The organism is Micromonospora parva, assembly GCF_000718515.1.
In the GTDB taxonomy this organism is placed as follows: domain Bacteria; phylum Actinomycetota; class Actinomycetes; order Mycobacteriales; family Micromonosporaceae; genus Micromonospora; species Micromonospora parva.
Genome location: NZ_JNZS01000012.1, coordinates 75,003 through 88,827 on the forward strand (window position 1 = coordinate 75,003; position 13,825 = coordinate 88,827).

The following is a 13,825-nucleotide window of genomic DNA, read 5'->3' on the forward strand; positions in this document are numbered from 1 at the left end:
GACGAGAGAAAGACACCATGCTGAGCGTTCTGAGCCTGGTCACGCGACGACTCCTGACCCTGATACCGCTGGTGCTGGGCATCACGATCTTCGTATTCGTGATCATGCAGTTCTCCCCGATCGATCCCGCGCTGTCCGTCCTCGGTGACCAGGCGACCCCCGCGCAGGTGGCCGCGTTCAAGGCCGCCAACGGGCTCGACGACCCGCTGCCCCTGCGCTACCTGCACTTCCTGGGCGACCTGCTCCGGGGCGATCTCGGCGTGACCTTCCCGCCGTCCGTCCCGGTCGCCGACAAGATCGCCCTCGCGCTGCCCCTGACGATCCAGCTGACGGCCCTCGGAATCGTCGGTGCGCTGGTCATCGCGTTGGCCCTCGGCATCCCCGCCGCGCTGTACCGCGACCGCTGGCCCGACCAGGTCATCCGGTTCGTCTCGATGGCCGGCATCGCCATGCCGTCGTTCTGGCTCGCCCTCCTGCTCATCCAGGAGCTGTCGGTCCGCCGCCCCGTCTTCCCGACCGGCGGGTACGTCAACCCCGGCGACTCGCTCTCCCTCTGGTTGCAGTCCCTCGCCATGCCCGCGCTGGCGCTCGCCGTGCCGGTCGGCTGCTCACTGGCCAGAATCGTGCGCACGTCCATGGTCGAGGAACTCGACAAGGACTACGTGCGTACCGCCATCGGCGCCGGGCTGCCGCCCCGCGTGGTGATCGGACGCAACGTGCTGCGCAACGCGCTCGTCAATCCGCTCACCGTGCTGGGCCTGCGGATCGGCTACCTGCTGGGCGGCACCGTCGTGATCGAGGCGATCTTCTCGTTGCCCGGCATGGGCACCCAGATCATGAGCGCGGTGCAGCAGAACGACACAGCCCTCGCGCAGGGCACCGTGCTGACCATCGCCATCTGCTTCGTCCTCGTGAACCTGGTGGTCGACATCCTCTACCTCTTCGCCAACCCTCGACTGCGCGGAGCCCACTGATGCGTCGCACACTCACCGCCCGGCTGTCGACCCCCGGCATCGCCTTCAAACGGCTCAGCGTCACGGCCCGGATCGCACTGAGCTTCGTCCTGCTCATCGTCGTCGTGGGCATCTTCGCGCCGCTGATCCTGCGGCACGACCCCGCGCAGGCCGGGCTCGGTCCCGCGCTCACCGGGCCGAACGGTGACTACTGGTTCGGCCTGGACAAGCTCGGACGCGACGTGTTCTCGCGGCTGGTCGCCGGCACCCGACGGTCGTTGATCGTGGGCTTCGGCAGCGCCGGTATCGCCCTGGTGGTCGGCGCCATCCTGGGCGCGCTGGCCGGAACCAGCCGGCCCGCCGTCGACGAGGTGGTGATGCGCTGCCTCGACGTCGTCATGGCCTTCCCCGCCATCGTGCTCTCCGCCCTGCTGATCATCTCGTTCGGCAAGAACAGCCTCGTGGTCCTCGTGGTCGCGATCGGCTTCGTCTTCGTGCCGTCGATCGCGCGGATCGTGCGCGCCAACGTGCTCTCGCAGTACCGCGAGGACTACGTCGCGGCCGAACGGATCATCGGCGCGCGGCGACCGCACATCCTCTGGCGGCACATCCTGCGCAACTGCGCCGCCCCGATCCTCGTCTTCGTCACCGTCATGGTCGCCGACGCCATCGTGTTCGAGGCGTCGCTCTCCTTCATCGGTGGCGGGCTGGCACCCCAGGAGGCGGCGTCCTCGTGGGGCTCGGTGATCGCCTTCGGCAAGGAGATGGTCCAGATCGGTGGCTGGTGGGCCACGTTCTTCCCCGGCCTGCTGATCCTGCTCACCGTGCTCGCCCTGAACGTGCTCTCCGAGGGGATGTCCGACGCCTGGGCCGCCCCGGCGGCGCGGCGCGCCACCACCACGAAGAAGGGCGACGCGCAGGAGGAGGCGCAGCCCGGCTCCGGTGAGGTGGTGCAACTGCCCGGCCTGGCCGAGGCGGCGCAGCGGCTGCGCGAGCGGGCCCGCCCGCTCCCGCAGGGCGAGCCCGTCCTGGAGGTCCGCAACCTGTCGATCGGGTTCGAGGGGCGCCACCGCGGCGTCGACATCGTCGACGACCTGACCTTCGACGTGCGCCCCGGCGAGGTCCTCGGCCTGGTGGGGGAGTCCGGCTCCGGCAAGTCGCTGACCTCCCTCGCCGTGATGGGCCTGCTGCCGCAGGGCGCCCGGGTACGCGGCGAGGTCCGCTTCGCGGGCACCGACCTGCTGACGGTGAGCACCAAACGACGCCGTGCCCTGATGGGGCGCGAGATCGCGATGGTCTACCAGGACGCCCTCTCGGCGTTGAACCCGTCACTGCGCATCGGCCCCCAGCTCGCGCAGATGATCAGCCGTGGCGGCACCCGGTCGGCCCAGGAGCTGATGGAACTGGTCGGTCTGGACGCGCAGCGCACCCTGTCCGCGTACCCGCACGAACTCTCCGGTGGGCAGCGGCAGCGTGTCGTGATCGCGATGGCGCTGTCCCGGGACCCGCGGCTCATCATCGCCGACGAGCCGACCACCGCGCTCGACGTCACGGTCCAGGCGCAGGTCATGGAGCTGCTGCTGCGGCTGCGCGGCCAGCTCGGCTTCGCGCTGATCCTGGTCAGCCACGACCTCGCGCTGGTCAGCGACGTCGCGGACCGGGTCGTGGTGATGTACGGCGGGCAGATCGTCGAGAGCGGCGTCACCGCCGACGTGGTCGGCGCGCCGGCGCACCACTACGCGCGTGGACTTCTCGGTTCCGTGCTGTCCCTGGAGGCCGGCGCGGACCGGCTCACCCAGATCCGCGGTGTGGTGCCGTCGCCAGCCGACTTCCCGGCGGGGTGCCGGTTCGCCGACCGCTGCCCGATGGCCAGCGAGGTCTGCCGGGAACAGACGCCCCGGCTGGAGGGCGACGCCGCCCACCGGTACGCCTGCCACCACCCCGCCGTCACCGTCAGGGAAGAGGAGCTGACCCGATGAGCGCGTCCCACCAGTCGATCGTCGAACTGCGTGACGTGCACGTGGTCCACCGCACCCGAGGGGGTGGCCTGTTCGGCCGCGAGCGGGTGTACGCCCTCACCGGCGCGGACCTGAGCGTGCGTGCCGGCGAGACGATCGGCGTCGTCGGCGAGTCCGGCTGCGGCAAGTCCACGATGGCCAAGGTTCTGGTGGGCCTGCAACGGCCGACGAGCGGCACTGTCGCCTTCGCCGGCAAGGACGTGTGGTCGATGAGCGCGGCGGAACGCCGACTGCACATCGGCGCCGGCGTCGGCATGATCTTCCAGGATCCGGCCACGTCGCTGAACCGGCGGATGCCGGTCCGCGACATCCTGCGCGACCCGCTCGACGTGCACCGTCGCGGCACCCGCACCACCCGCGAGGAGCGGGTCAGGGAACTGATGGCGCTGGTGGGGCTGCCCCGGTCGGTCGCCGACGTGCTGCCCAGCCAGCTCTCCGGTGGCCAACGCCAGCGGGTGTCCATCGCGCGTGCCCTGGCCCTGGAGCCGGGGCTGGTCATCGCCGACGAGCCGACCAGCGCCCTCGACGTGTCGGTCCGGGCGCAGATCCTCAACCTGCTCCTGGACCTCAAGGAGCGGCTGAACCTGGCCATGGTCTTCGTCTCGCACGACATCCAGACGGTCAAGCGGATCAGTGACCGGGTGGTCACCATGTACCTCGGCCGGATCGTGGAGCAGACACCCGCCGCCGGGCTCCCCGAGGTCGCCCAGCACCCGTACACCCGGGCGCTCTTCTCCGCCACGCCGGGGCTGCTCTCGCCGCTCGACCCGATCCCGCTCGTCGGCCCCGTCCCGCTCGCGACCCGCCCGCCCACCGGCTGCCCGTTCCGCACCCGCTGTTGGAAGGCCACTGACGGCTGCGCCATCGAGATGCCACCACCCACGACGGGCGACGGTGGCGCCGGTTACCACGAGTTCCGGTGCTACCACCCCGTTCCCGCGGGATCCAGCAACGCCGAACTGGTCGAGCTCGCCCGAGCGTCGACCGGTCGCACCACCCCCCTACATGTCGAGGAGTCAGCGTGACCACCCCTGCCCCGCGGTTCGCCGGAGTCGTGCCGCCGGTCGTCACCCCCCTGACCGAGGATGGCGCTGTCGACGTCGCCTCGCTTGAGCGACTCGTCGAGCGGATGCTCGCCGCCGGCGTCGACGGCATCTTCGCCCTCGGCAGCTCCGGCGAGACGGTGTTCCTCACCGACAGTCAGCGGGACCAGGCTCTGGAAACCGTGGTGAAGACCGTCGGCGGGACCGTACCCGTCATCGCCGGGTGCATCGAGCCGACCACCCGCCGGGTGCTCGACCGGGCCGACGCGTCGACGCGGCTGGGTGTCGACGGGCTGGTGGCCACCGCCCCCTTCTACGCCATCGTCGGCCCGCACGAGGTCGAGCGGCACTTCCGGTCGCTCGCCGCGTCGGTCGAGCTGCCGCTGCTGGCGTACGACATTCCGGTCTGCGTGCACACCAAGCTGTCGCCGGGTCTGCTGAGCCGGCTCGCCGTGGAGGGCGTCCTCGCGGGCGTCAAGGATTCCAGCGGCGACGACGTCTCCTTCCGCCAGCTGGTGCTGTCCATCGCGGAACACGCGCCGGACGCCGGCTTCAGCCTGTTGACCGGCCACGAGGTGGTGGTCGACGCGATGATGCTCGCCGGTGCCTCCGGTTCCGTCCCCGGCCTGGGCAACGTGGACCCGGAGGGTTACGTGCGACTGCACCGGGCCTGCGTGGCCGCCGACTGGGACACCGCCCGCGCGGAGCAGGACCGACTGACCCGGTTGTTCCGGATCGTCGACGCTGCCGACCCGGCGACGGCGGCGGGGGCGACCCGGGGCGTGGGCGCGTTCAAGACCGCCCTGGCCCTGCTCGGCGTCATCGACAGCAACGCCGTGTCGCTTCCGCTGCGACCGCTCGACGCGGACGAGACGGCGCGGGTGCGGGGCCACCTGGAACTGGCGGGACTGCTCTAACCATGTCCGAGGTACGCACGCCCCCGGTTGTCGCCGCGCTCGACATCGGGGGCACCAAGACGGCCGCCGCCCTGGTGACCCGCCAGGGTGAGGTCGTCGACCGGATCACCGTCCCCACCCCCGGCCGGGCCGGGGCGACCGCCATCATCGACACCGCGGCCGACCTCGTCGCTCGGCTGCGGGCGAGGGCGATGGGAACCCGCGTCAGTGCCCTCGGCGTCGGCAGCGCCGGGGTGATCGACCACCGGACGGGTCGGGTGCTGTCGGCCACCGACGCCCTGGCCGGGTGGGCCGGCACCGACCTGAGCGGCCGGCTGCGGGCCCTGCTCGACCTGCCCGTCACCGCCATCAACGACGTGCACGCGCACGCCCTCGGCGAGGCGCGGCACGGCGCGGCGGCCGGCCACCAGACGCTGCTCCTGATCGCGGTCGGCACCGGTATCGGTGCCTCGTTCGTCGTCGACGGCAGCGCGCTGACCGGTGCCCACTCCGCCGCCGGCCACGCCGGCCACCAACCCTCGCCGTACGCCGGGCGGTTGCGGTGCACCTGCGGCGGGCAGGGGCACCTGGAGGCGATCGCCTCCGGGCCCGGCCTGGCCGAGGAGTACGCGCGGCGGACCGGCCAGCCGGTCGGTGACCTGCGCGCGGTGGCCGTACGCGCGGCAGACGGCGACCCGATCGCCCGGGAGGTGGTCCTGCTGGGCGGGGCCGCCGTCGGCTCGGCGGTCGGCGGGCTGGTCAACATGCTCGACCCCGCTGTCGTCGTCATCGGCGGCGGTGTCGCCGGCCTCGGCGACGCCTGGTGGCAGGCGCTGCGCGACGCCGTACGGCGGGAGACGTTGCCCGTCCTGGACGACGTGCCCGTCCTGGCCTCGACCCTCGGATCGGACGCCCCACTTCTCGGCGCCGCCGCACTCGCCTGGGAGGGCACCGCATGAACACGCTGATCGCGCAGCTCCGGCACCGCCTCGTCGTCTCCTGCCAGGCGTACCCGGGCGAGCCGATGCGCAGCCCGGACACGATGCGCCGGGTGGCCCTCGCCGCCGCCCACGGGGGCGCCGCCGGCATCCGCGCCCAGGGCCTGGCGGACATCTCGGCCATCCGGGGGGCGGTCGACCTGCCACTGATAGGGCTGTGGAAGGACGGGGACGACGACGTCTTCATCACCCCCACGCTGGAGCACGCGCTGTCGGTGGCGCGGGCCGGCGCGCACATCGTCGCCCTCGACGGCACCGCGCGACCCCGGCCGGACGGCCGCACCCTCGCCGACACCATCGCCGCCGTCCACCAGCTGACCGGGGCTCTGGTGATGGCCGACTGTTCCACCCTCGCCGAGGGGATCGACGCCGCGGCGGCGGGTGCCGACCTGGTCGGCACCACCCTGTCCGGCTACACCGCGTACACCAGCAAGCAGCCCGGCCCGGACCTGGACCTGGTGGCCCGGCTCGCCAGCTCGGTCGACGTGCCGGTGGTCGCGGAGGGCCGGATCCACACACCGGCCCACGCGGCCCAGGCGCTGCGGGCCGGGGCGTGGACGGTGGTGGTGGGTACGGCGATCACCCATCCCAGCACCATCACCGGGTGGTTCGCGGCGGCGATGGCGAGCGTCGCACCCACCCCCACGAACATCTGACAATCCTGCTGCCGTGGAGGCGAAGCTGTGGCTCTGAGCGATCTCACCGTCGCCGACTGCTGGGCGTACCGACCCGACCTGACGGTTCCGGACGACCTGGACGCGTTCTGGAAGCGGACGCTCGGTGCCGCCGAGGCCGGGGCGGCGACGTACGAGCCCGTCGACACCGGGCTCACCCAGATCCGCACCTTCTCGGTCACCGTCCCCGGCTTCGGCGACGAGCCGGTGCACGGCTGGCTGCACCTGCCGGCGACCGCCACCGGGCCGCTGGCGTGCGTGGTCGAATACCTCGGGTACGGCCGGGGCCGGGGCCTGCCGCACGAGAAGCTCTTCTGGGCCTCGGCGGGCTTCGCGCACCTCATCATGGACACCCGGGGGCAGGGCTGGAGTGCCGCGCCCGGCAGCACCGCCGACTCGCACCGGTACCCGGCGGGCACCGTTCCGGGGTTCCTCACCCGTGGGGTCACCAGCCCGGAGGACTTCTACTACCGCAGGCTGATCACCGACGCGGTCCGGTTCGCCCAGGCCGCCCAGGAGCATCCCGCCGTCGACCCCGACCGGGTCGTCGTCACCGGCATCAGCCAGGGAGGGGGCCTGTCGCTGGCGGTGGCCGCGTTGTTCCCGGGCGTGGCGGCGGTCATGCCCGACGTGCCGTTCCTGTGTGACTTCCCGCGCGCCGTCCGGGTCGCCACCGAGGGCCCCTACGGCGAGGTCGCCGAGTATCTCGCGCTGCACCGCGACCAGAGCAGCCAGGTGTTCCGCACGTTGTCGTACGTCGACGCCGCGGTGCTCGCACCCGGCGCGACAGCGCCCGCGCTGTTCTCCGTCGCGATGATGGACCGGATCTGCCCACCCTCGACCTGCTTCGCCGCCTACCACCGCTACGGGGGCGACAAGGACGTGCGCGTGTACGAGTTCAACGACCACGAGGGTGGCGAGGCGCACCAGCAGCTCGAACAGCTCGCCTGGCTGCACAAGCTCTTCGGCCGCTGAGGCGGTGGCCGGCGGCTGGCGTCAGCGCGGCTCCCACGCGTCGGGCAGCGCGGTGAGCTTGCGGACGTGCGCGGGCAGTCGACCGCTGACGATCTCGGCGAGGCTCACCTCGTCGACGACCCGCCGCACCGCCGCCCGGACGGCCACCCACAGGCCGGGCAGGTTCTCCGCGGAGCCTTCGTAGCGGGTTTCCTCGGGACGCAGCCCGCGTACCCCGGCCAGGGGACCCTCAACTGCGCGCAGCACCGCGCCGACCGTCACCTCGCGGGGCGGGCGGGCGAGCGTGTAGCCGCCCTCGGCGCCGCGTTGGGCGCGGACGATGCCGGCCCGGCGCAGATCAGCCAGGACCGCCTCCAGGAACTTGCGGGGCATGTCCTGCTCCGCGGCGATGGCCTGGGTGGACAGCAGCGAGGGGTACGCGGTGGCGAGGCTCAACGCCGCCCGTACCGCGTAGTCGCCGCGCGCGGAGATCTGCACCCTGTCATCATGCCCGGCCGGTGACGCCCGGCCCTCCGGCGGGCGGCAGTGGTCTCATCGGGTGCTCACCGTTGGCGGAGTCACCGGCGCTGCCGAGGCGGAATCTGCCCCCGTTGGCGGCCGTCGACTCGGCCGGCGGTCGCTGTCGGATCACCCGATTGGCCGCCGGTTGGTCCCGTGCGGCCCGGAACGCGCCGGGGCTGACGCCGATTTCGCGGGTGAAGAAGCGGCCGAAGTTGGTGGGTTCGGAGAAGCCGAGCCGCCGGCCGATCTCGGCGATCGGCAGATCCGTGGTGGCGAGTAACCGGCCGGCCTGCAACGCGACCCGCTCGTCGATGACCTGCTTGGCGCTGCGCCCGGTGACGGCCAGGCAGGCCCGGGTCAGGGTCCGCACGGAGCAGCCCAGCTCGGCCGCGTAGTCCTCGACCCGCCGGGTGTGCGCATAGCCGTGCTCCACCTCGCGGCGGAACCGGTGGAACGTCTCGTCCTCGGGCCGCGACGACGGCCGGTCGGCGTGCGGCAGGGCCAGCCGCAGCAGCAGCACGGCCAGCTGGTGCCGGAGCAGCACGCGGGCGGTGGGACCGTCGGGGTGCCGCCGACAGTCCACCGCCAACTGGCTCACCTCGCTGATCACCGCGTCCTCGTCCTCACCGGCCAACTGCCGCCAGGTCGCGGTGGCGCTCAGGTCGACGTCGAAGTCGCGTACCGCCTCGGGATCCCAGGCGACCACCGTGGCGTCGAACTGGGGGCCTGCGCAGCGCAGCACCTGGCCGGGGCGGACCCGCAGCAGCGTGCCGGGCCGGCACAGCAGCAGGTGAAAGTCGAGCTCGGCGTCGCCGTGCCCCCGGGTGGTGAGAATCAACAGCTCCCGCTCGACGATCACCGGCCGACGCCAGCCCGGGTCGCCGGCAAGGTCGGCCAGCGCGAACGTGGCTATCTCGTCGGGCACGCGAGACGCCGTTCCGATCGATGGCGCGGGGGAGGGATCGGTGGAGACCATCGCCTGCGACGGTAGCCCGAACCGCAGGTCACCGCATCCCGGTCACCGTTCGGAGCGGAATCCGCGGTGCGCCCCGGGCTTGTTTCGGTCCTGGCGGCCAAGCTACGTTACCCGACGGTAGCGCCGCCGGTCCGCGGTCCACCCGGCACTCGCCGGTCACCCCGGCCGGCCGGCGGCCCCCGCCGACTCGCGATGGGATGGGCATGACGCAGCTGTTCTCGGTCGAAGGTAAGACGGTCCTGGTCACCGGCGGGTCGCGGGGGATCGGGCTGATGATCGCCCAGGGCTTCGTCCGGGCCGGCGCACACGTGATCATCTCGTCGCGTAAGGCGGACGTCTGCGAGGCGGTCGCCACCACCCTCTCCGCCGAGGGGCGCTGCGAGGCCATCCCCGCCGACCTCAGCGACGACGCCGGCGCCGAGACACTGGCCGCCGCCGTGCGCGAGCGCTTCGGTCGGCTCGACGTGCTGGTCAACAACGCGGGCGCGACCTGGGGCGCACCGCTGGAGGACTACCCCGAGGCCGCGTTCGACAAGCTCTGGGCGGTCAACGTCAAGGCCGTCTTCCGGCTCACCACCGCGCTGCTGCCGGCGCTGCGCGCCGCCGCCAGCGCCGACGACCCGGCCCGCGTGATCAACATCGGGTCGATCGACGGCATCCGGGTGCCGATGATGGAGGTGTACGCGTACTCGGCCACCAAGGCGGCCGTGCACATGCTCACCCGCAGCCTCGCCCACCAGCTCGCCGGTGAGCAGATCACCGTCAACGCGATAGCGCCCGGCCCGTTCGAGAGCAAGATGATGGCGTTCGCGCTCGACGACCCGGCGAGCCGGGCCGCCATCGAGCAGCAGGTGCCACTGGGCCGCATCGGACGCCCCGAGGACATGGCCGGCACGGCCATCTACCTCTCGTCACGCGCCGGCGCGTACCTCACCGGCGCGGTCATCCCCGTCGACGGCGGCATCACCACGCACGGCTGAGCACCGGCCGACCCGGGGCGCGCTGTCCGCGTACCCGATGGGCGTGTGCCGGGGCCGCGCGGACTCGGCAGATCCGCGCGGCCCCGGTGTGGCCGGTGTTGCAGTTTTCGGTTGGTCAGCGACCGGCGAGCAGCCGGTTCACCGCCGTGTCGACGTCCAGGTGCTCGGCCTCACGGCCGCGCGGGACGACGACGTAGGTCCGTCGAAGGAAACGCACCAGGACGCTGCGCGGCACCTCGAAGAGGGCGTTGCCGTCCGGTGACGAGAGGGCCAGCGCGACGAAATCGCCGCGCGGTGTGGCCCAGGGCCAGACCCGCACATCCCCGATGCCGGCCGGCTCGTCCAGGCCGGTGACCAGAAGTTCGCGAGCGAACGACCAACTCACCGCCTCGCCCCCGGCCGATTCGGCATGGAACAGGACATGGACCGCATACGGGTCAGCAGGGTCGTAACGCAGACTGGCACGCACCGGCAAGGCGGTGGCGTCAGGTGCGACGAGCCTTAGCGACGTCTCGACCTCTACGGTCGTCGGTCGGATGACACTCATGGACGTTCTCCCCCCGGCACCGCTGCGGAACGCGCGTGTCCCGCTTTTCCCATACTCAGGTGCTACTCCTGGCTACGCTCCGCCATACGCTGACTTCACCCAGTGGTGGGAAGGGGGACGGAAAGGCCGCGTGAATGTGAGCATTCATGTAGGATTTCCGGTTCTGCCCAGTGCGTGATCCCGCCCGGCATCGGGTGGCTCAGTCGTCGACTTACTCCGGTAACGTCCAGTCGGCCGTTGCAGTGACGGGCCCGAGCGACACTGGGGGGTGAAATGGTGACGAAGCAATCCTCATTGGATGCGGCGGCGGCGCCCGGCCCGCCGAAAGTCGCGGTCCGAGCAGCCGAAAAGCGGGGGTACGGAGTGCCGATGAAGCAGCCCGAACGGGCCGGTCGGCCGGCGTCCGACGCCGGTCGTTCCGGTGGCGATGACGCCGGTGCCGGTCGTCGTGGTGGCGCCGGTGCGGATCGCGGCAGCGATGCCGGTGGCGGCGTCGTCGCCGTGCAGGACCCACCGCGCCGCCCCCGCTGGCGCGAGCGGATCTCACTGACCCTCGACCTCATCCGCGCCAACCCCACCGGCCGGATCGCCCTCAAGATCTTCATCGCGATCGCCGGGGCGCTGGTGGTGACCATCGGCATCGCCCTCATCCCGCTCCCCGGGCCGGGCTGGCTGCTGGTCATCGCCGGCCTGGGCATCTGGGCCGTCGAATACCACTGGGCCCGCCGGCTGCTCGGCTTCACCCGCCGCCACGTCCACGGCTGGACGCGCTGGGTGACCAGACAGTCGCTGTTGGTGCGAATTGTGCTCGGCTCCGTCGGCCTGGTCTTCGTGGCCACGGTGGTCTGGCTGTCCCTCAAGTACAGCCTCGGCATCGACGTGGTCGCCGAAGCGATGCGGTACCTCGCGACGCACTGACCCCGGATTTCCGGTCCGGTTCCACGATCGGGTAGAGTCACAGGCGCTGAGGGCGATTAGCTCAGTGGGAGAGCGCTTCGTTCACACCGAAGAGGTCGCTGGTTCGATACCAGCATCGCCCACTCTCAGTTCTGGCAGTTCAGAGGCCGCTTCCCGGGTTCGGGAGGTGGCCTTTTTGCTGCCTGTACAGCAGCCGGGGTGTGTGGCGCTGCCGGGAGGGCGGTGAACGTGACTGAAGTGTTGAGGGTCCAGGACCTCCGCCGGGTGTGCGGCGTGCTGCTGGACATGGTGGAGGAGCGGTTCGGCGCGGAGATCGATCTGTCCCGTGTCGATGTCGACCTCTACTGGAACGTCGACCTGGGGACCGCGTTCGACCTGAAAGACGTTCCGGAGTCAGGGCTCGACGTCGGGCAGATCAGTGACGACGTGGCAGAGCTACATGCACTGCTGCGCCGTCCGGCAGGCGACGTGCCGGTGCTCTGGCACGACCTGCAACACCTCGCCGGTGTTTTGAGGCTGCTGGCCTACCTTGACCTGCCAGCCGTCAACGCTGGCGAGAGCTGAAGGAGCACCAGCGTCACCGCTGCCCGGCCTGACCGACTGGTGTGTCAGACGCCGCGAGAATCGCCGAGTCGCTTGAGTGTCGCGGGTCGCGGCGAGGTGACGTTCGCTGGCTTGTCTGGTGCGTCGCCACAGCTTCGCCGGAGAAGTAGTTTCAGATGGCCTGGTGCTCGTGGTCGCAGCAGTCCAGACACAACGGCTGCCCGAGCCGCGGATCGTCGTCATTGTGGCTCCACATGTCCGCCAGGTGATGTGCGACATACGGTCTAAGGCCTAGCGGCAGGTCGGCAGAGCGTGAGCGCCGGATCTACCGATTTGAGTGTGTGTCACTGTCGGTCGCTCTCGGCCGGCCTCATGGCGGAGGGATGACCAGACGCGCTGGCGCCCAGGCCCGTGCCATTCAATCCAGGCAGCGGACGTGGACGGCGATGTGCTGTGGCTGAGCGCCGGTGTCTCGGTGTAGGACTTCAAGCTCGACACGGTGCCGGTCCATTGAGTCAGGCTCGTTCGCTTCGCCGGCCAGGCAGGTTGGATACGTGCCGTCGTGGTGCAGTGTCCCGCGCACGTCCTGCCAGCTTTCGGCGATAACCGAGTAGATCGTGTCGCCATCGAGAGGACTCTGCAGCGCTCCGTCTTCCTCAAACGCGATGGACCTTGTCTCGTCGTTCGACCAGGTGACCGTCCCAACGAGCAGCTCCGGCTTGGCAGTGTGCGGATCGTCGGCAAGCCTGGCCGTCCCGAAGCCGCCGATCAGCCCTACGGCGACCAGCGCTAAAGAGAACGCAACCATGGTGAGGCGGCGCTCTGGTGGGGTGTGGACCGCACCTTGCATCGTGTCAGGGGATGGCACTGGCATGGGCGCAAGGTACGCGATCGGCGCTTTCAGGGCTGGCCCAGAAATCCTCCTGCCGCCATCCGCGCTGACGTCGCCGATCAGTTGGCGGACGACTGTCGCACGTCAGCCGACGGAGGACACTGCCGGCTGTCGGCGGTGTGGGAGGACTTTCTGTACGTCTATCAAGGCGGCCCTGAACGGGCCGCACGCGCCGCCGCCTGGGCGCGCGTCCGTCGCTCCGCTGGCGCTCCGACTCCGGCTACGCAACACGCCCGGCGGCTGGCGCGGAAGCGGGAAGCCCAGGGGCCGCCGCAGAACGACAGGCCGTTGATCGGTGTAGTGGTGGGCCGGCAGCCGGCCGGGCCGCGCGGCCACGAGTCCGCGCGGCGTAGGGGAGCGCACGCCGGCCGCGTCGGCGAGCTGGCGGCGGTCGCGGGGTAGCGGTTACTGGGCCTCCGGCGGGGGCGCTCGGGCTCCGAGATGGTTGCAACCCGTCGGCGCGTTGCGGTCCGCGGGCGGTTGCGCAGGCCATCCCGTCTGCCATCGACCCGGGCAAGCCGAGCAGACCACTCATCCTCATTACGGCCTGGTGGACTCGCTCTGTGGGGCCGGTGGCGCTGCTCGTGCTGTCCATACTGGTGACAGGCTTCTTCCTGTTCCAAGCGCCTGTTTGGTGCTGCGCCGTCAACCGGGACGGGACCCTCTGCCGGAACAACTCGGCTGGCCTCCTGCTCGGATGCAGCAAGCGGCAGCACAAGTGGCAGAAGCTCAGGATGACCATCGTCCCGAACGCCTGGCGTCAAATGAACCGCGGGCTTTGGGCGTCACCCAGGGAAGGACTGACAACCCTGGGCGCGATCGTGGGGATGCTTTCGGCGGTCGCGGCCACAGCGATCAGCGTTGCTGGACAGTTTGCTGGCAAGGCGTGACCAGCTACCTCGCGAAAGGGT

Annotated in this window: 15 protein-coding genes and 1 tRNA gene; 12 read left to right on the forward strand and 4 right to left on the reverse strand. The window is 71.2% G+C overall.

What is annotated here, in order from left to right:
• Nucleotides 1-17: 17 nt before the first annotated feature.
• Genes IF22_RS0118560 through IF22_RS0118590 form a run of 7 tightly spaced genes read left to right on the forward strand, consistent with a single transcriptional unit; the run spans nucleotide 18 to nucleotide 7,557 of the window.
• Nucleotides 18-974, forward strand: a complete 957-nt coding sequence (locus tag IF22_RS0118560; protein WP_030333660.1) for an ABC transporter permease — start codon at nucleotides 18-20, stop codon at nucleotides 972-974.
• Nucleotides 974-2,932, forward strand: coding sequence for a dipeptide/oligopeptide/nickel ABC transporter permease/ATP-binding protein (locus IF22_RS0118565; RefSeq protein ID WP_030333662.1), 1,959 nt, complete (start codon nucleotides 974-976; stop codon nucleotides 2,930-2,932). The genes IF22_RS0118560 and IF22_RS0118565 overlap by 1 nt, the downstream gene beginning before the upstream one ends.
• Nucleotides 2,929-3,996, forward strand: coding sequence for an oligopeptide/dipeptide ABC transporter ATP-binding protein (locus IF22_RS0118570; protein ID WP_030333665.1), 1,068 nt, complete (start codon nucleotides 2,929-2,931; stop codon nucleotides 3,994-3,996). Before IF22_RS0118565 ends, IF22_RS0118570 begins: the two co-directional genes overlap by 4 nt.
• Nucleotides 3,993-4,931 (forward strand): dihydrodipicolinate synthase family protein, encoded by a 939-nt coding sequence (locus IF22_RS0118575; protein WP_030333667.1) that lies wholly within the window; start codon nucleotides 3,993-3,995, stop codon nucleotides 4,929-4,931. The genes IF22_RS0118570 and IF22_RS0118575 overlap by 4 nt, the downstream gene beginning before the upstream one ends.
• Before the next feature lie 2 nt (nucleotides 4,932-4,933).
• Nucleotides 4,934-5,869 carry an ROK family protein gene (locus tag IF22_RS0118580; RefSeq protein ID WP_030333669.1) on the forward strand — a complete coding sequence of 312 codons (936 nt, stop codon included), beginning with the start codon at nucleotides 4,934-4,936 and terminating at the stop codon, nucleotides 5,867-5,869.
• The gene (locus tag IF22_RS0118585; RefSeq protein ID WP_030333671.1) at nucleotides 5,866-6,564 is read left to right on the forward strand and encodes an N-acetylmannosamine-6-phosphate 2-epimerase; all 699 of its coding nucleotides are present in this window, start codon (nucleotides 5,866-5,868) and stop codon (nucleotides 6,562-6,564) included. Before IF22_RS0118580 ends, IF22_RS0118585 begins: the two co-directional genes overlap by 4 nt.
• A 27-nt stretch (nucleotides 6,565-6,591) precedes the next feature.
• On the forward strand, nucleotides 6,592-7,557 hold the full coding sequence (locus tag IF22_RS0118590) for an acetylxylan esterase (protein WP_030333673.1): 966 nt from the start codon (nucleotides 6,592-6,594) through the stop codon (nucleotides 7,555-7,557).
• 21 nt (nucleotides 7,558-7,578) lie between these two features.
• Here IF22_RS0118590 and IF22_RS0118595 read toward each other — a convergent pair whose 3' ends face one another.
• Nucleotides 7,579-8,034, reverse strand: a complete 456-nt coding sequence (locus IF22_RS0118595; protein ID WP_030333674.1) for an RrF2 family transcriptional regulator — start codon at nucleotides 8,032-8,034, stop codon at nucleotides 7,579-7,581.
• A gap of 7 nt (nucleotides 8,035-8,041) precedes the next feature.
• Nucleotides 8,042-9,034 carry a helix-turn-helix transcriptional regulator gene (locus IF22_RS0118600; protein ID WP_030333676.1) on the reverse strand — a complete coding sequence of 331 codons (993 nt, stop codon included), beginning with the start codon at nucleotides 9,032-9,034 and terminating at the stop codon, nucleotides 8,042-8,044.
• 203 nt (nucleotides 9,035-9,237) lie between these two features.
• On the opposite strand from IF22_RS0118600, the gene IF22_RS0118605 reads away from it, so the two are divergent.
• Entirely contained in the window at nucleotides 9,238-10,014 is a 777-nt protein-coding gene (locus tag IF22_RS0118605; RefSeq protein WP_030333678.1) for a glucose 1-dehydrogenase, read from the forward strand.
• 115 nt (nucleotides 10,015-10,129) lie between these two features.
• Here IF22_RS0118605 and IF22_RS0118610 read toward each other — a convergent pair whose 3' ends face one another.
• Nucleotides 10,130-10,561 carry an SsgA family sporulation/cell division regulator gene (locus tag IF22_RS0118610; protein WP_007457244.1) on the reverse strand — a complete coding sequence of 144 codons (432 nt, stop codon included), beginning with the start codon at nucleotides 10,559-10,561 and terminating at the stop codon, nucleotides 10,130-10,132.
• A gap of 294 nt (nucleotides 10,562-10,855) precedes the next feature.
• Here IF22_RS0118610 and IF22_RS0118615 point away from each other — a divergent pair, with 294 nt between their 5' ends.
• The 3 genes from IF22_RS0118615 (at nucleotide 10,856) to IF22_RS0118625 (ending at nucleotide 12,043) form a co-directional block, all read left to right on the forward strand.
• Nucleotides 10,856-11,479, forward strand: a complete 624-nt coding sequence (locus tag IF22_RS0118615; RefSeq protein WP_400447582.1) for a PGPGW domain-containing protein — start codon at nucleotides 10,856-10,858, stop codon at nucleotides 11,477-11,479.
• Between the two features lie 50 nt (nucleotides 11,480-11,529).
• Nucleotides 11,530-11,601: transfer RNA gene (locus tag IF22_RS0118620), tRNA-Val, on the forward strand.
• A 106-nt stretch (nucleotides 11,602-11,707) separates the two neighbouring features.
• Nucleotides 11,708-12,043, forward strand: coding sequence for a hypothetical protein (locus tag IF22_RS0118625; protein WP_030333683.1), 336 nt, complete (start codon nucleotides 11,708-11,710; stop codon nucleotides 12,041-12,043).
• A 397-nt stretch (nucleotides 12,044-12,440) separates the two neighbouring features.
• Here the strand turns inward: IF22_RS0118625 and IF22_RS0118630 are convergent, their stop codons facing one another.
• Nucleotides 12,441-12,896, reverse strand: coding sequence for a hypothetical protein (locus tag IF22_RS0118630; RefSeq protein ID WP_156057638.1), 456 nt, complete (start codon nucleotides 12,894-12,896; stop codon nucleotides 12,441-12,443).
• A 590-nt stretch (nucleotides 12,897-13,486) separates the two neighbouring features.
• On the opposite strand from IF22_RS0118630, the gene IF22_RS33160 reads away from it, so the two are divergent.
• Nucleotides 13,487-13,804 (forward strand): hypothetical protein, encoded by a 318-nt coding sequence (locus tag IF22_RS33160; RefSeq protein ID WP_051708610.1) that lies wholly within the window; start codon nucleotides 13,487-13,489, stop codon nucleotides 13,802-13,804.
• Nucleotides 13,805-13,825: the final 21 nt, after the last annotated feature.